15 protein-coding genes and 1 pseudogene are annotated in these 16,687 nt (G+C 64.4%); 9 read left to right on the top strand and 7 right to left on the bottom strand.

What is annotated here, in order from left to right; genetic code table 11:
• Positions 1-33: 33 nt before the first annotated feature.
• On the top strand, positions 34-1,083 hold the full coding sequence (locus tag MF4836_RS17890) for an ABC transporter substrate-binding protein (RefSeq protein WP_078471381.1): 1,050 nt from the start codon (positions 34-36) through the stop codon (positions 1,081-1,083).
• 72 nt (positions 1,084-1,155) lie between these two features.
• Positions 1,156-1,968 (top strand): class II aldolase/adducin family protein, encoded by an 813-nt coding sequence (locus tag MF4836_RS17885; protein WP_443217350.1) that lies wholly within the window; start codon positions 1,156-1,158, stop codon positions 1,966-1,968.
• Between the two features lie 130 nt (positions 1,969-2,098).
• Here the strand turns inward: MF4836_RS17885 and MF4836_RS17880 are convergent, their stop codons facing one another.
• From MF4836_RS17880 to MF4836_RS17850, 7 genes are all read right to left on the bottom strand, one after another.
• Positions 2,099-2,893, bottom strand: a complete 795-nt coding sequence (locus MF4836_RS17880; protein ID WP_078471380.1) for a hypothetical protein — start codon at positions 2,891-2,893, stop codon at positions 2,099-2,101.
• 166 nt (positions 2,894-3,059) lie between these two features.
• Complete coding sequence (locus MF4836_RS17875) at positions 3,060-3,413, bottom strand: DUF2493 domain-containing protein (RefSeq protein WP_078471379.1); 354 nt, start codon at positions 3,411-3,413, stop codon at positions 3,060-3,062.
• Entirely contained in the window at positions 3,401-5,104 is a 1,704-nt protein-coding gene (locus MF4836_RS17870; RefSeq protein ID WP_078471378.1) for a Na/Pi cotransporter family protein, read from the bottom strand. Before MF4836_RS17870 ends, MF4836_RS17875 begins: the two co-directional genes overlap by 13 nt.
• Positions 5,105-5,132: 28 nt before the next feature.
• On the bottom strand, positions 5,133-5,339 hold the full coding sequence (locus tag MF4836_RS17865) for a hypothetical protein (RefSeq protein ID WP_078471377.1): 207 nt from the start codon (positions 5,337-5,339) through the stop codon (positions 5,133-5,135).
• 84 nt (positions 5,340-5,423) lie between these two features.
• Entirely contained in the window at positions 5,424-8,141 is a 2,718-nt protein-coding gene (gene mgtA, locus MF4836_RS17860; protein ID WP_078471376.1) for a magnesium-translocating P-type ATPase, read from the bottom strand.
• A 284-nt stretch (positions 8,142-8,425) separates the two neighbouring features.
• Entirely contained in the window at positions 8,426-8,716 is a 291-nt protein-coding gene (locus tag MF4836_RS17855) for a hypothetical protein (RefSeq protein WP_078471375.1), read from the bottom strand.
• Between the two features lie 412 nt (positions 8,717-9,128).
• Positions 9,129-9,485 carry a hypothetical protein gene (locus MF4836_RS17850; protein ID WP_078471374.1) on the bottom strand — a complete coding sequence of 119 codons (357 nt, stop codon included), beginning with the start codon at positions 9,483-9,485 and terminating at the stop codon, positions 9,129-9,131.
• A 396-nt stretch (positions 9,486-9,881) separates the two neighbouring features.
• On the opposite strand from MF4836_RS17850, the gene MF4836_RS17845 reads away from it, so the two are divergent.
• The 7 genes and pseudogenes from MF4836_RS17845 (at position 9,882) to MF4836_RS17815 (ending at position 16,633) form a co-directional block, all read left to right on the top strand.
• Positions 9,882-10,187: a hypothetical protein gene (locus MF4836_RS17845; protein WP_078471373.1), complete on the top strand. Its 306-nt coding sequence runs from the start codon at positions 9,882-9,884 to the stop codon at positions 10,185-10,187.
• The gene (ltnD, locus tag MF4836_RS17840; RefSeq protein ID WP_020298321.1) at positions 10,180-11,085 is read left to right on the top strand and encodes an L-threonate dehydrogenase; all 906 of its coding nucleotides are present in this window, start codon (positions 10,180-10,182) and stop codon (positions 11,083-11,085) included. Before MF4836_RS17845 ends, ltnD begins: the two co-directional genes overlap by 8 nt.
• A 10-nt stretch (positions 11,086-11,095) precedes the next feature.
• The gene (gene otnK, locus MF4836_RS17835; RefSeq protein ID WP_078471372.1) at positions 11,096-12,388 is read left to right on the top strand and encodes a 3-oxo-tetronate kinase; all 1,293 of its coding nucleotides are present in this window, start codon (positions 11,096-11,098) and stop codon (positions 12,386-12,388) included.
• 20 nt (positions 12,389-12,408) lie between these two features.
• Entirely contained in the window at positions 12,409-13,047 is a 639-nt protein-coding gene (gene otnC, locus MF4836_RS17830) for a 3-oxo-tetronate 4-phosphate decarboxylase (RefSeq protein WP_078471552.1), read from the top strand.
• A gap of 176 nt (positions 13,048-13,223) precedes the next feature.
• A pseudogene (locus MF4836_RS17825) lies at positions 13,224-14,683 on the top strand (GntT/GntP/DsdX family permease).
• Between the two features lie 21 nt (positions 14,684-14,704).
• Positions 14,705-15,487 carry a 2-oxo-tetronate isomerase gene (gene otnI, locus MF4836_RS17820; RefSeq protein WP_078471371.1) on the top strand — a complete coding sequence of 261 codons (783 nt, stop codon included), beginning with the start codon at positions 14,705-14,707 and terminating at the stop codon, positions 15,485-15,487.
• Positions 15,488-15,556: 69 nt separating this feature from the next.
• Complete coding sequence (locus MF4836_RS17815; protein WP_078471370.1) at positions 15,557-16,633, top strand: alpha/beta fold hydrolase; 1,077 nt, start codon at positions 15,557-15,559, stop codon at positions 16,631-16,633.
• Positions 16,634-16,687 lie beyond the last annotated feature (54 nt).

Below are 16,687 nucleotides of genomic sequence, written 5' to 3'. Positions count from 1 at the left end.
TGACCCAAGGGGGACCTGCACGAGGAACCAATGATGAAATCGAACACGCGCAAACAGGGCCTTTATCCGTTGTTCCTGCTGCTGGCTGCCGGGCTGGGCAGCGCCCAGGCAGCGCCGGACATGGTGGTGGTCGGGTACGGCGGAGCCGGACAAAAAGCCCAGGACGTGGCGATCTTCCAGCCCTTCAGCAAGGCCGACGGCAGCAAGCTGATCCAGAGCGAATACAACGGCGAGATGGCGCGGATCAAAGTCATGGTCGACACCGGCAGCGTCGACTGGGATGTGGTGCAGATCGAAGGCCCGGATTTGATGCGCGGCTGCGAGGAGGGCATGTACGAGCGCCTTGACTGGAAGGTCCTGGGGCATGCCGAGCAGTTGATTCCCGATGCCGCGCAAGACTGTGGCTCAGCGGCCCTGGTCTGGAGCGTGGCGATTGCCTATGACCGCCAGAAGCTGGCCCAGGCGCCAACCTCTTGGGCGGATTTCTGGGACGTGAAGAAAATCCCCGGCAAGCGTGGCCTGCGCAAACGCGCGGTGTACAACCTGGAGTTCGCCCTGATGGCGGACGGGGTCAAGGTCGAGGACGTGTACAAGGTCCTGGCGACCCCCGCCGGTGTCGACCGCGCGTTCGCCAAGCTGGGTGAGCTCAAGCCCTACATCCAGTGGTGGGAGGCCGGCGCGCAACCGGCGCAATGGCTGAGCGCCGGCGATGTGGTGATGACCTCGACCTACAGCGGTCGGATCGCTTCGGCGGCCCAGGGTGGCAGCCCCCTGGCGCTGGTCTGGCCGGGCAGCCTGTATGGCATGGATTACTGGGCGATCATCAAGGGCTCGCGGCACGTCGACCAGGCCAAGCGCTTTATCGCCTTCGCCAACCAGCCTGAGGTGCAGGTCAATTACGTGCAGCAGATCCCCTATGGGCCGACCAATACCCAGGCGGCGGCGCAGCTCGATCCGAAGCTGGCGCAATGGGTGCCGACCTCGGCGCAGAACCTGACGGGGGCGTTGTCGATGAACGTCGAGTTCTGGGTCGATCATGGCGAGGAGCTCGAAGAGCGCTTCAACGCCTGGGCCAGCAAGTAGTGGCGGGGCGGGCTGGACGTCCGTTGGCGTCCAGCCCTATTGTTCGCGCAGCCGATCAGCCTGGAGAACCTGATGATGAACACCCTTGCACCGCCGCTTGGCGCCGTCCCTGCAACTGCCGGCCCCGAGCGCAGCGCCACTGAACAGCGCCTGCGCGAAGAGCTGGCGGCCTGTTACCGGTTGGTTGCGCACTTTCGCATGACCGACCTGATCTTTACCCATATCTCGGTGCGCCTGCCGGGGCCGGAACACCATTTCCTGATCAACCCCTATGGCCTGATGTTCGACGAAATCACCGCGTCGAACCTGGTCAAGATCGGCCTCGACGGGCGTGCGGTGGAGGCCTCGCCATACCCGGTGAACCCGGCGGGGTTCGTGATTCACAGTGCGATCCACGGCGCCCGCGAGGATGCCCAGTGCGTGCTGCACACCCACACCCGCTCTGGTTGCGCGGTGGCGGCGCTCAAGTGCGGCTTGCTGCCGGTGAACCAGATTTCCATGGAGTTTTACGGGCGCGTGGCCTATCACGATTACGAAGGCGTGGCCCTGGACATGGGCGAGCAGCAACGGTTGGTGGCGGACCTGGGAGACAAACCGGTGCTGATGCTGCGCAACCATGGTCTGTTGACCGTGGGCGAGAGCGTCAGCCAGGCGTTTCTGCGCATGTATTACCTGGAGAAAGCCTGCGAAATCCAGCTCGCGGCCCAGGCTGCGGGAGAGCTGGTGTTGCCACCGGCGGATGTGTGCAAATACACCGAACGCCAGTTCAATGACCCCGCAAGGCCCCTGGAAGAGGGTGAGCTCAACGACCCCGACGCGATGCAATTGGCCTGGTCCGCTCTGCTGCGCCTCCTCGACCGCACCGCCCCCGATTACCGCCAATAACCTTGTAGCCGCTGCCGCAGGCTCGGGCCGCATGCGGACGCTGGCCCTGTAAAACGCCGTATTGCTCTCGGGTGGATTACGGCGCCCATGAGGGCCAGCGCAGCCTTGTGCCTCGGCAGCGGCTACAGGGTTAGAAGCGCAGGGTGGCGCCGGTGCTTAGCCAGCGGTCGCGGGTCTGGTTGAGGTTTTGTCCGAGCACGAGGTCGAGGTCGATGCGTTGACCGACATGCAGCCTGGGCCCGGCTTGCCAGGCGTTATCGCCGCCACGCTGGCCGTAGCGTTCGGCGATCAGGGTCAGGCTCTCGGCCAGGTCGTACTCCAGTCCTGTACCCCAGGTCCAGCGGTGATTGCGCTGACCGTCATCGTAGGCATGGCTCCAGCCGGCGTTGAGGTTCAGGCGCAGGGCCTGGATGGGCGAGTAGGTCAGGGGCAGGTTGAAGTCGGCGCCGTCAAAGGCGTGGCTGCGGTTCAGGGCCACGTGCGCCGAGGTGGCCAGGGCCAGTTGCAGGCCGAGGTCTTCACGGTCCCACAGTTGCGCCTTGAGCTGCGGACTCAGTTGCGTCTCGGACGCGCCGTCTTCCCGACCGTGCTGCACTTCGACGCCCAGTTGGGCCCAGGGCAGGGCCTGGAAGGTGCAGGCCGGCGACAGCACGGTCTGCTGGCTGGAATGGTCATGCCGATTGCTCTGGTGCCAGAGGTCGACGTTGCATTCTCCCGGGGCGTTGATCCCGCCATCGTCCACCACATAGGCACCCCCCGCGGCACGGGCGGTGGAGAACAGGGACAGCAGCACGATCAACACCAGGATCAGGCTGATGAACTGCAGGTTACGCCGCAGCATCCGTACCCGGGACGGCGGCAGGCTGTTGCTGATGGAAGTGAATGGGCCCGGGTTGGGGGCGCTATGACGCTTGGGCTTGAGCATGGTGGAACTCCGTCAGGGTTGGGGCGATGCGCCCTGCGTGCTGGCACGCAGGGGGCGTTCGAAAGGGGACGCAGGTGGTGAGCGGATCAAGGCCCGCAAAGGGGGCGCAGCGCCTGCTGGGTTCTTCGTTCATGAGGAAGGCTCGTTGTGGGTGGAAAGGGGTGGGTTATTGCCGGTCAGTGACCGACAGGGTCTGAATGCCCTGGGCCTTGGCCCGGGCCAGCAGTTCTTCGGTGTCCTCGCCGCCGGGCAAGGCAATCACCAGGTCCGGGCGACTGTCCTTGAGCATGAAGGCATTGCGCAGGCGCTCGGCGTGTTTGCCGTGGAGCTGCCAGTTGGGCGGATAGCGCACGATGTCGGCACCGATCTCTCGGGCCCAGTCTTCGATTTCCGCCCCCAGGAACTGGCTCCCGCCGTGAATCAGTACCCGCACTTCGTGCATGCGCTGGAAGGCTTCCAGCACCCGCCGGCACAGGTGGGTGTCGGCGTAGTGGCGCCCGGCGCAGATCAGGATGCGCATTGCTCTGGTTCCTTGCGGTCAATGGTGTCGGGAGCGTCTGCCAGGCCGTCACCGGCCAGGCTGCTATTGATGTCGCGTTCCCCGGCGCGTTCCAGGGCCGGGTACGCCAGGGCGGCGATGTGGTGATGCACGCGGCGGTAGTCGCGCAGCAGGCGCTGGAAAATATCGCCGGACTCGGCCCAGGCGCTCTTGTCTTCGCGCAAGGTCCGGAAGTGCTCGCGACTGGCCATGGCTTCGAGCCTTCTCACCACTTCCTTGCGGCTGACCAGCTGGTGTGCGGTGGGCAGGTCTTCGCGCAGGAATACGGTCACCGCCAGGCTCAGGCTTTCGAGGACTTCACGGTGCAACGGGTACAGGGTGCCGAGTTCAAAGGCCGAGAAGTGCTCGCCCCGACGCAGGCGCCGCGCCGCCAATTGCGCGAGGCTGGTGGAGAGAATGTCGCCGGCGTGTTCCAGGTTGATCACGAACATCAGGATCTCCTGGGAACGGTCGGCATCCTGGTCGCTGATGCCTTCCTTGCCGATATCCGCCAGGTAGGCGCGGATCGCCGCGCTGAGCAGGTCCAGGGACTGGTCGATGCGCCGCACTTCATCGGCGCTGGCCTGCTCCGAAGTGCGCAGCAGTTGCAGCACCCGGCTGAGCATGCTCGACAGCATGTCGGCCATGCGCAGGGCTTCGCGGGCGGCGTTGGCCAGGCCGATGTTGGCCACTTCCAGGCCGGATTCGTCCAGGTACAGCGGCATCCCGGGGTCGACCACCCGCTCGGGCTCCGGCAGCAGCCGGGTGAGCAGGGCGGCAAGGGGCCCGGTGAGGCCGATGAACAGCAGGGCCAGCACCAGGCTGAAGGCGCTGTGCACACCCACCACCAGCAGTGCCGGTGGCAGTTGGCCGAGGAGTTGGGGCTGGGCCAGCAACGGCACCCAGGGCAACAGCATCAGCACCCCGCTCAGGCGCACCAGAAAATTGCCCAGGGGCAGGCGCCGGGCGACGCTGGAGCCGGCGTTGACCAGCGAAGGCAGCGCGCCGCCGATGTTCACCCCCAGCACCAGGGCCATGCTGGTAGAGGGTGAAAGCAGGCCGGCGCCGGCCAGGGACGCAACCAGCAACACCACCGCGACGCTGGAGTGGCAGACCCAGGCCAGCACCGTGGCCACCAGCAGCGCCAGCAGCAGTTCGCCGTCCAGGCTGCGCATCAGCAGTTGGAATATCGCCGAGCCTTCGACGTCGCCCAGGGTGGCGCCGAGCATGCGCAGGGCCAGCAGCATCAGGCCCAGGCCGATCAGGGCGCAGCCCAGGCTTTCGAAGCGTGAGTCGTCCCGCAGGCGGAACACGATAAAGCCGACCAGCAGCACCAGCGGGGTGACGATCGAGATATCGAAACTCAGCAGTTGCACCACCAGGGTCGAGCCGATATTGGCGCCCAGCATCACTGCCAGCGCCGGCGCCAGGCTCAGGGTCCCGGCGGCGGTAAAAGAAGTGGCCATCAGGCTGACGGCGGTGCTGCTCTGCAGCACCCCAGTGATGCCGATGCCACAGGCCAGGGCCATCCAGCGGTTAGTCAGGTTTTGCCCCAGCCACTGACGCAACTGCGTGCCGAAACCGCGCAGCAGGGCCGAGGAAATCATATGGGTGCCCCACAGCAACAGGGCGATGGAACCAGCGAGATTGATTAGCAGAGTAGTTCCCGACATGAGGACTCTCCTTGAACTGTTTCATTGTCTAGCGGGCCGCAACCCGGATCGAGGTGCGGTTGATGGCGCTGCTGAACGCCAGGAGAAATCGGACTTCAACCGCGCTCAGCCAGCCCCTGGCATAGAGCCGGACGCTGAGGGCGGTGAGTAGCCTGGCGCTGTTCGACAGGCCGATCACCAGCAGTGCACGCAGGGCCCGATCAAGTGGTTGCCACAGGTATTGGATCAGTCGCATTGCTGTTCTCCCCAGGGTGTTGGGAGGAGCCATTGCCGATCCAGGGTGGCCGCCAAACCGGCCGGCCACCCTGGGCTCAGGTGCTTAGAACCACTGCTTGAAGCGGCGGATGTAGATGGTCTTCATGGTCTGGGCCACGACGCAGTAGCAGAGCAGGGTGCCGACCAGCCACGGGAAGTATTCCCACGGCAGCGGTACCAGGCCGACCATCGCGCCCAGCGGCGAGAACGGTACGTAGATCCCCAGCGCCATCACCAGGCCGGTGGCCAGCATTACCGGCAACGCAGCGGTGCTCTGGATGAACGGGATCTTGCGGGTCCGCAGCATGTGCACCACCAGGGTCTGCGACAGCAGGCCTTCGATGAACCAGCCGGATTGGAACAGGGCGGCCATTTCCACGCTGTTGGCGGCGAACACGAACCACATCAGGGCGAAGGTGGAGATGTCGAAGATCGACGAGGTTGGCCCGATCCACAGCATGAAACGGCCAATGTTGTTGGCGTCCCACTTGCGCGGCTTGCTCAGGTATTCCTTGTCCATCTTGTCCCACGGCAGGGCCAGCTGGGAGAAGTCGTACATCAGGTTTTGCAACAGCAGGTGGATCGCCAGCATCGGCAGGAACGGGATGAAGGCACTGGCCACCAGCACCGAGAACACGTTGCCGAAGTTGGAGCTGGCGGTCATGTTCAGGTACTTCATGATGTTGCCGAAGGTCTCGCGACCCTTGATCACCCCTTCCTCCAGCACCATCAGGCTCTTTTCCAGGAGAATGATGTCTGCCGATTCCTTGGCGATATCGGTCCCGCTGTCCACCGAGATACCGACGTCGGCATCGCGCAGCGCCGGAGCATCGTTGATACCGTCGCCGAGGAAGCCCACGGTGTGCCCGTTGGCCTGCAGGGCCTTGAGCACCCGGGATTTCTGCAGCGGGGTCAGCTTGGCAAAGACCGTGCGCTCTTCCACCAGGCGGCTGAGGGACACGTCATCCATTTGCTCGATGTCGCGACCCAGTACCGGCACGCCGACTTCCAGGCCGACTTCGCGGCAGATCTTGGCGGTGACGATCGGGTTGTCGCCGGTCAGGACTTTGACCACTACGCCGTTTTCACGCAGGGCGGCAATGGCCGGACCTGCGGTTTCCTTGGGCGGATCGAGGAAGGTCAGCAGGCCTTCGATGACCAGCTCGCGTTCGTCGCTGGCGTTGTACTGCGTACGGATCGCGTCGGGTGCCAGGTCGCGGGTGCCCACCAGCAGCACGCGGAAACCGTCGCGGTTGTATTCCTCGGCCTGCTCCAGCAGTGCGGCGCGGCGCTCGGCGTCGAGTTCGACGACCTTGCCGTCCTGGCGTACCTGGGTAGCGGTTTCGAGCATTTCCTCGACCGCGCCCTTGCACACCATCAGGTGATGGCCGGTGTCGTCCGCGAGGATCACCGAGAGACGGCGACGCACGAAGTCAAACGGCAGTTCGTCGACCTTGGTCCAGGCCTGGGGCGGGCTGAACTTGGGGTTTTCTTCGGCGAAGCGCACCACGGCGCGGTCCATCAGGTTTTTCATGCCGCTCTGGTGGTAGCTGTTGAGCCAGGCCAGTTGCAGCACCTGGTCGCAGCGCCCGCCGGCAATGTCGACGTGACGTTCGAGGATGATCCGGTCCTGGGTCAGGGTGCCGGTCTTGTCGGTGCAGAGCACGTCCATTGCGCCGAAGTTCTGGATCGCGTTCAGGCGCTTGACCACCACCTTGCGCTTGGCCATGGCGGCGGCGCCCTTGGCCAGGTTGGCGCTGACGATCATCGGCAGCATTTCCGGGGTCAGGCCGACGGCCACCGCCAGGGCGAACATGAAGGCTTCGGTCCAGTCACCCTTGGTGAAGCCGTTGATCAGCAGCACGATCGGCACCATCACCAGCATGAAGCGGATCAGCAGCCAGCTGACGCTGTTCACCCCACGGTCGAACGCAGTCTGGGTGCGGGTGCCGACAATGGAGCGGGCCAGGGAACCGAAGTAGGTGCGCGAACCGGTGGCCACCACCACGGCCGTGGCGGTGCCGCTGACCACGTTGGTGCCCATGAAGCAGATGTTCGGCAGGTCGAGCAGGTCCTGCTGGTCGGCGGCGACGCTGCTGGCGGACTTTTCCTGGACCGCGCCCAGGGTGTCGTACTTCTCCACCGGCAAGGCTTCGCCGGTCAGCACGGCCTGGCTGATAAACAGGTCACGGGATTCGATCAGGCGGATATCGGCCGGGATCATGTCGCCCGCCGACAGGCGCACGATGTCGCCCACGACCAGGTCGCGCATCGGCACTTCGCGCAGTTGGGCCTGCATGCCCATCTGCTCGCGGCGCAGGACTGCGGCGGTGGTCCGCACCATGGCCTTGAGGGCCTCGGCGGCCTTGGCCGAACGGTGTTCCTGCCAGAAGCGCATCAGGCCGCTGGCCAGGACCATGACCAGGACAATGATGACCCCGGTGAGGTCGGTTTCTTCACCGTCTTGCAGCGGCAGCCAGAAGTCAGTGATGAAGCTGATGCCGGTCAGGGTCATCAGCACATAGATGAAGGGGTTGTTGAAGGCCTGGAGCAATTGCACCAGGGCGTGGGGTGGGTGGTCGTGGGCCACTTCGTTGAAGCCGTCCCGGTGCAGGCGGCCCTCGGCGTCGAGTTCGGTCAGGCCATTGGTGTTGGATTTGACGTTGCCCAGGGTCACGTCAAGGCTGTTCTGGGCTTCCCGGGCCGCACGCATCGACAGCTTGTTTTCGTCGCTGGACGCGTTGCCGTTGTGGGCCTTGGGTTTTTTTACTGCTGTAGTCATTGCGTGTGCTCCTGCCGCAGTCTTGCGGCACGACACACAAACAACTCACCTGATTAAAGACGAGCGAAAGTATGTCGAGCCGCAAGTAAGCGATCGATTCAGGTAGTTGCGTGTTATTGGTTTTAACGTTCGCTGCATACTCCGTGACAATGGATATACAGCGAACCTACTACTGGCCTCTTCCATAACAGGCTCCCATTGATTTGATTTAAAGCGGGCAACAGTAAGTTGCCGAATTCCTTATATAAGGAAAACGCTCGGGAAGAACACGAAGTGTCTTCGGATCAGTGGAAAGTGCGGGTTCCGAGGTACAGGCTGTAGATCATCCCGGCCTGCTGGAACAGCTGCGCGATACTCCGACTCGGTGGGTCCTGGCTGTCATCGACACACCAGCGTTGCTGGAGCTGACCGGTGGCCGGGCAGACGCGCCAATTGGACCGCAGGTGAGCCTGGGTACGGGCGCAGGGGGTGGAGAAGGGCGAGCGTGCCGCGACGCTGCGCTCACGGCACAGCTTGACGCGCATCGTCGAAGCAAAGGCGCGTACGCCTGGCATTACTGTGGATTTGAAGTTCATAACATTACCTCGCGACCGGACTGGCTCCGGTGGAGGCAAGTTACGATGGAGCATCAAGCTCTAGCGCAGCTCACCCGACCGAAGAGTCGAGTCCCGTCATTGCCTGGGTTAGTGCCTGGTTCTGCGCAGAGGCAGCGGCCAGACAGCGTCTAGATACTGTGTCCATTGGCTTCTTTAGTGAGTTGAAAAATGGCCGGTGTTGCCGGCCCGCGCAATTTACTGGCGAGGGGGGTTGAAGTCAACATTAAAACCACCCGGATGAGTGTATTAATTGGCGTCAGACAGGAAATGTACAGGAAGTCGGCTGATTTATGGCAGTGTGCTATTTGTTGTCGTGGTTCATTGCGCCGTTATTACAAGTCAGTGCTCAGGGACTATATCCGTGAGCACTGTTGTAATTAATGAAGGGAGATTATGGCGCGCTCAATTGCCGGGATATATCCCGATAAGTCTGACTGTCGGTGGCAGCCAGTAATTGCCGACCGTCATTGAAGGTGCCGAGAAACGTCACTTCGGTCTGGGTGCCTGCCATCAGGTAACCGGCAATTGCGCCCACCGGCCCCAGGAGCATGGCCCCGGCGATGCCGAAGCTCAGTGCATCCTTGTTGGCGACGGAATCCTGGGTGGCGATTTCCAGGGTCTTGAAGGCCGAGGCCTTGAGCACCACGCCGGGGGAAGTATTGAAGGCGGTCTTCAGCTTGAAGCTGCCGTTGCGGTATTCGCCATCACCTTGCAGGAAGTCACCTGCGAGAACTTGGATCGTTGCCATGTCGAATCATCCTTATCCAAACATTGCGGGACTCAGCATCAGGCACCAGCCCGGCAAGGGGGTCAACGCCAGTGCGATGAGGGGCGCTACCGTCAGTCGGTGGCTCTGTGTCCTGAGCATCGACCCGGCCCTGGGCGCTTGAACTGATCCAGGTCAGGGTTGCAGGCGCTGTTCGGCCGATTATCGAGGCTGGCCGACGCGCGGTAGAACCGTCGCGCCACTGACGCCGAGCGGGCGGTATCGGTGGTGGCGGTTGCGCAGCGAGGCAGGTTGGGGAGGGTGGGTGTGTGAGTGGCGATGTTAAAAAATGTTAGATTGAAAAATAACTTCACATAATCCGTTCATTGGTGGATTATCTGTTCCAACCTGACAACAAAACCAAGCAGGATGGCCCTCATGTACGACAAGGCCCCGTTGCACCCGCCGAGCGCCAAGGCTCCTCGGTCGACCCACACCCACTCTTTGCATGCCTCGCTGCGCGTTGCCCGCCCCGAACCCGTCGAGCTGCTGGCCGCCGCCTTTGGCGTCAGCCCCGCGGTAATCCGGCACGCCGTATCGCTGCTCGCAGCTCCCGTCGCCGCACAGGCGCTGCCCGGGAGTGCGCTGATCAGCGCCAACCTCTATTCCCTCGACGCGGCCCGCCGCCTGCGCGCTGCCGCGCAGGGTACGCCGTCGCCTATTTCTGGAGTTGCTCATGAATAACAAAAACGTCGGTGTCGTCGGTCTCGGTGCCATGGGCCTGGGTATCGCCCGCTCGCTGTTGCGCAGCGGCTTCAATGTGCATGCCTGCGATGTGCGCGCCGCGGTCACCGAGCAATTCGCCAGTGAAGGCGGGGTGGCTTGTGCCAGCGCCGCGCAGATGGCCGCCGAATGTGACGTGATCATCACCGTGGTGGTGAACGCCGAGCAGACTGAAAGCGTGTTGTTCGGCGACGGTGCGGCGGTTGCGGCCCTGCGCCCCGGCAGCCTGGTGATCGGCTGTGCCACCGTGGCCCCGACCTACGCCGTGGACCTCGGGCAGCGCCTGGCCGAGCAAGGCCTGCTGTACCTCGATGCGCCGATCTCCGGTGGTGCGGCCAAGGCGGCGGCCGGCGAAATGACCATGATGACCTCGGGTCCGGCCGAAGCCTACGCCAAGGCCGAGGCGATCCTGGCCGGCATGGCGGGCAAGGTCTACCGCCTGGGCGATGCCCATGGCCTGGGGTCCAAGGTCAAGATCATCAACCAGTTGCTGGCCGGGGTGCACATTGCCGCCTCCGCCGAAGCCATGGCCCTGGGCCTGCGTGAAGGGGTCGACGCCGACGCCCTGTACGAAGTGATCACCCACAGCGCTGGCAACTCGTGGATGTTTGAAAACCGCGTGCCGCACATCCTCAAGGCCGACTACACGCCGCTGTCCGCGGTGGATATTTTCGTCAAGGACCTGGGCCTGGTCCTGGATACCGCCCGCGCCAGCAAATTCCCGCTGCCGCTGTCGGCCACCGCGCACCAGATGTTCATGCAGGCTTCCAGCGCCGGTTTCGGGCGCGAGGATGACTCGGCCGTGATCAAGATTTTCCCGGGCATCGAGTTGCCGACCGCCAAGCCCGAGTCTGTATGAGGACCGCCCCATGAGCCCGACCCTTTCCCGCCCGTTGCTGGGCTGCATCGCCGATGACTTCACCGGCGCCACCGACCTGGCCAACATGCTGGTGCGCGGCGGCATGCGCACGGTGCAAAGCATCGGCATCCCCAGTCTCGAAGTGGCGGCGGAGCTGGATGCCGACGCCATCGTCATCGCCCTCAAATCCCGCACCACGCCGGTCAATGACGCGGTGGCCGAGTCCCTCGCCGCACTGAACTGGCTGCGCGAGCAAGGTTGCGAGCAGATCTTCTTCAAGTACTGCTCGACTTTCGATTCCACCGCCGCCGGCAATATCGGCCAGGTCAGCGAGGCTCTGCTCAAGGCCCTGGGCAGCGACTTCACCCTGGCTTGCCCGGCATTTCCGGAGAACGGCCGGACCCTTTTCCGTGGCCACCTGTTTGTCCAGGACCAGTTGCTCAGCGAGTCGGGCATGCAGCATCACCCGCTGACGCCGATGACCGACGCCAACCTGGTGCGCGTGCTGCAATCCCAGACCACACAGAAGGTTGGCCTGTTGCGCTACGACAGCATCGCCCAGGGCGTCGAGGCGGTCCGGACGAGGATCGCCGAACTGCGGGCCCAGGGCGTGGGCATGGCCATCGCCGATGCGCTGTCCGACCAGGACCTCTATACCCTGGGCGCCGCCTGCGCCGACCTGCCGTTGCTGACCGGTGGCTCGGGGTTGGCCCTGGGCCTGCCGGAGAACTTCCGCCGGGCCGGCAAGCTGCGTGACTTCGATGTGTCGAGCCTGCCGACTGTGGCCGGTGGCGAAGTGGTCCTGGCCGGCAGTGCCTCGGTGGCGACCATTGGCCAGGTTGCGGCCTGGCTTGAAGCCGATCGCCCGGCCCTGCGTATCAATCCGATGGCCCTGGCGGCCGGCGAACCGGTGGTGGCGCAAGCCCTGGCCTTTGCCCGCGAGCACCAGCACACCGTGTTGATCTACGCCACCAGCACCCCCGACGAGGTCAAGGCGGTGCAGCAGCAACTGGGTGTCGAGCGTGCCGGGGCCCTGGTGGAAAATGCCCTGGGCGAGATCGCCAAGGGGCTGCGCCAGGCTGGCGTGCGGCGCTTTGTGATTGCCGGTGGCGAAACTTCCGGTGCAGTGGTCAAGGCCCTGGGCGTGCAGCTGTTGCAGATCGGCGCGCAGATCGACCCAGGCGTGCCGGCCACTGTCAGCGGGGGCGACGAGCCGCTGGCCCTGGCCTTGAAATCCGGCAACTTCGGCGGTCGGGATTTCTTCGCCAAGGCCCTCAAGCAACTGGCTGGAGATGCCCAATGAGCACGGCAGTCAAAAGCGCCCTGAGCAAGGAAAACGCCCTGCGCGAAGAGATCTGCGACGTCGGTCGCAGCCTCTATCAGCGCGGCTATACCGTGGGCAGCGCGGGCAATATCAGTGCGCGCCTGGACGATGGCTGGCTAATCACCCCGACCGATGTCTGCCTCGGGCGCCTGGACCCGGCGGCCATCGCCAAGGTCAACCTGGCGGGGGAGTGGGTGTCCGGCGACAAGCCGTCCAAGACCCTGGCCCTGCATCGCCAGGTCTACGATCGCAACCCGGGCGTGGGCGGGGTGGTGCACACCCATTCCACGCACCTGGTGGCACTGACCCTGGCCGGTGTCTGGCAGGCGGATGACATCCTGCCGCCGCTGACCCCGTACCAGGTAATGAAGGTCGGGCACATCCCGTTGATCGGTTACCAGCGCCCCGGTTCGCCGAAGGTCGCCGAGCAGGTTGCGCAACTGGCCAACCGAGTGCGTGGCGTGATGCTTGAGCGCCTGGGCCCGGTGGTCTGGGAAAGCTCGGTGTCCAGGGCCAGCTACGCCCTGGAAGAACTCGAAGAAACCGCGCGCCTGTGGCTGATGACCCAGCCCCGGCCGGAACCGCTGAGCCAGGCGGCCCTGGACGAGTTGCGCGAGACCTTCGGTGCCGCCTGGTAGGGCACCGGTATTCACTTGACCCAACGTAAATGCAGGCAGGCCATGGGAGAAGCGTCGCGACTCCAGTGGAGACCGGTCTGCCTGAAAAACAATAACAACAGGACTTCACCCATGACGTATCCCGACTGCAGTCTCGTTAACACACTACCCCTGGTCTGCGACGGAGGGTTGGCATCATGAGCCCGCTGATCCTGATGCTGATCGCCGGCGTGGGCATCGCCATGCTGTTGTTCCTGGTGCTCAAGTACAAGTTCCAGCCCTTTGTCGCGCTGATGCTGGTGAGCATCCTGGTGGCGCTGGTGGCCGGGGTCAACCGGCAGACCTGGTGGCCACCATTGAAGGCGGCATGGGCAAGACCCTGGGCCACATCGCGATCATCATTGCCCTGGGCGCGATGATCGGACGCATCATCGAGCTTTCCGGTGGTGCCGAGGCCCTGGCCAAGACCCTGATCGAACGCTTCGGCAACCGCCGTACGCCGCTGGCGCTGACCATTGCCGGCTTCATCATCGGCGTGCCGGTGTTCTTCGAGGTCGGGGTCATCATCCTGATGCCGCTGGCCTATGGCCTGGCCCGCAAGGCGCGCAAGCCGCTGCTGATCTTCGCCCTGCCGATGTGCGCGGCGCTGCTCACCGTGCACGCGTTCCTGCCGCCTCATCCGGGCGCCGTGGCCGCCGCCAGCCAACTGGGCGCGGACCTGGGCCGGGTGCTGATGTTCGGCCTGCCGCTGACCGCTTTCCTGTGCTACGTCGGCTACCGTGTGGCCGGGCGCATGACCCGTCGCTTCTACCCGATGACTGACGATATCCGTGCGGAAGTCTATGGCCCCCACGTTACCAACGCCGACCTCGAAGCCTGGAACAACGGCTCCAGCCAAACCAGCGCCCAGGCCACCGCGGCCGTGTCCCACATGGGCCTGGAAGAGTCCACCAGCAGCATCGTATCCAAGCTGCCGCCGGCGCCACCACCGGGTTTCGGCCTGATCGTCAGCCTGATTCTGCTGCCGATCATCCTGATTCTCCTGGGCACCCTGGCCACTTCGCTGTTGCCCCCAGAGTCGACCTTGCGCGGGATCATGACCGTGCTCGGCGCGCCCCTGGTGGCGCTGTTGATCGACACCTTGCTCTGTGCCTGGCTGCTGGGTTCGCGTCGCGGCTGGAGCCGTTCCCAGGTGTCGGATGTGATCGGTTCGGCCCTGCCGGGCGTGGCCATGGTGATCCTGATCGCCGGTGCCGGCGGTGTGTTCGGCAAGGTCCTGGTGGACACCGGGATCGGTGCCGTGGTCTCCGACATGTTGCGCACCACCGGCCTGCCGGTGCTGGCCCTGGGCTTTTTGCTGACCATGCTGCTGCGTGCGGTGCAAGGTTCGACCACCGTGGCCCTGGTGACCACCGCCGGGATCATCGCGCCGCTGATCGCGACGCTCAACCTGACCCCCAACCACATGGCCCTGCTGTGCCTGGCCATGGGCGGTGGCGGGTTGGCGATGTCCCACATCAACGACGCCGGCTACTGGATCTTCACCAAGCTGGCCGGGCTTAATGTCGCCGACGGCCTGCGTACCTGGACCGTGATCACCACCTTGCTCGGCACCTTGGGTTTCTTGATTACCCTGTTGATCTGGCCTTTTGTCTGACCCTTTGTCCCAGGAGTTAACATGCCTCGTTTTGCTGCCAACCTCAGCATGCTCTACCCGGAACACGAGTTTCTCGACCGTTTCGCCGCCGCCGCGGCCGATGGTTTCGAAGCGGTGGAGTACCTGTTTCCGTACGACTACAGCGCCCAGGAACTCAAGCAGCGCCTGAGCGACAACGGCCTGGTCCAGGCCTTGTTCAACGCGCCACCGGGCGACTGGGCGGCGGGCGAACGGGGCACCGTGAGCCTGCCCGGGCGCGAGAGCGAATTCCGCGCCGGTTTCGACCGCGCCCTGGAATACGCCGCCGTGCTGGGCAACTCGCGGATCCACGTGATGGCCGGCTTGCTGCCGTCCGAAAGCGACCGTGCGCGGCACCACGGCGTGTACCTGGAAAACCTGGCCTATGCCAGTGCCCAGGCGGCCAAGGTCGGGATCACGGTATTGCTCGAACCGATCAATACCCGTGACATGCCGGGCTTTTTCCTCAATCGCCAGGACCAGGCCCAGGCCATCTGCCGGGAAGTCGGGGCCAGCAACCTCAAGGTGCAGTTCGACTGCTACCACTGCCAGATCGTCGAAGGCGACCTGGCGGTCAAGCTGCGTCGGGATTTTTCCGGCATTGGCCATATCCAGATCGCCGGCGTGCCGGACCGTCACGAGCCGGACCTCGGGGAGCTGAACTACCCGTACCTGTTCAACCTCATCGACGAGCTGGGGTATGACGGCTGGATCGGCTGCGAATACCGCCCACGGGGCGACACCTCGGCCGGCCTGCAATGGCTGCGCGACTGGAAGGCCCGCTAAACCCTCGATGCACCCCCTGCGCGCCGCTCGCGCAGGGGCTCCCAGAACAAAAACAACAGGACTCATCCCATGCAGCGCTTCGCTTCCCGGCCCGCTATCGGGCTGCTGTTTTCCCTGCTTTTCGCCGGCTCCACCCTCAGCGCCGCGCCCTTGCCGGCGGCCACCGAAGGGGACTGGGTAGCCCCCGAGTTCACCTTCCATAGCGGTGAAAAGCTGGCCAACCTGAAACTGCACTACATCACCCTCGGCAATCCGAAAAACCCGGCCATCCTCTACCTGCACGGCACCTACCGCCCTGGCAGCGATGTGCTGAGCAAGGATTTTGGCGGCGAACTGTTCGGCCCCGGCCAGCCGCTGGACGCCAGCAAGTACTACATCATTTCCACCGATGGCATCGGCGTCGGCCAGTCGAGCAAACCCTCGGACGGGCTGCGCACCAAATTCCCCGCGTACAACTACGCGGACATGGTCCAGGCCCAATACCGGCTGGTGACCGAGGGCCTGGGGGTCAAGCACCTGCGGCTGGTCATCGGCAATTCCATGGGTGGCATGCAGACCTGGATGTGGGGCCAGACCTGGCCGCAGATGATGGATGCCCTGGTGCCCATGGCTTCGCAGCCGACCGAGATGTCGTCGCGCAACTGGATGATGCGCCGGCTGCTGGTGGAGTCGATCAAGCAGGACCCGGCCTGGAACAACGGCAACTACAGCGCCCAGCCGCCGTCCCTGCGCCTGGCCAATGCGCTGTTCAGCGTCGGCACCAGCGGCGGCACCCTGGCGTATCAGGCGGCTGCACCGACCCGGGCCCTGGCCGACAAACTGGTGGATGAACGCCTCGCCGCGGCGCAAAGCGCCGACGCCAATGACTTTATCTACCAGTGGCAATCGTCCGCCGACTACAACGCGGCCCCGGGCCTCGGCAAAATCCAGGCCCCGGTGCTGGCGATCAACTCGGCTGATGACGAGCGCAACCCGCCGGAAACCGGAACCCTGGAAGCCTCGCTGCGCCAGCTCAAGAACGCGCGGCTAGTGCTGATCCCGGCCAGCGCCGAGACCCGCGGCCACGGCACCACCGGCATGGCCAGGTTCTACGCCAGGGAGCTGGGCCAGTTCATGCAACAAACCGAAAAAGCCCACCCCCTGTAGCCGCTGCCGAGGCATGAGGCTGCGCTGGCCGGGGCTGTCGTCGTGGTGTGTCAG

Source organism: Pseudomonas sp. MF4836 (assembly GCF_002018875.1).
Lineage (GTDB): Bacteria > Pseudomonadota > Gammaproteobacteria > Pseudomonadales > Pseudomonadaceae > Aquipseudomonas.
This window is presented reverse-complemented; position numbering and strand designations above follow the sequence as displayed.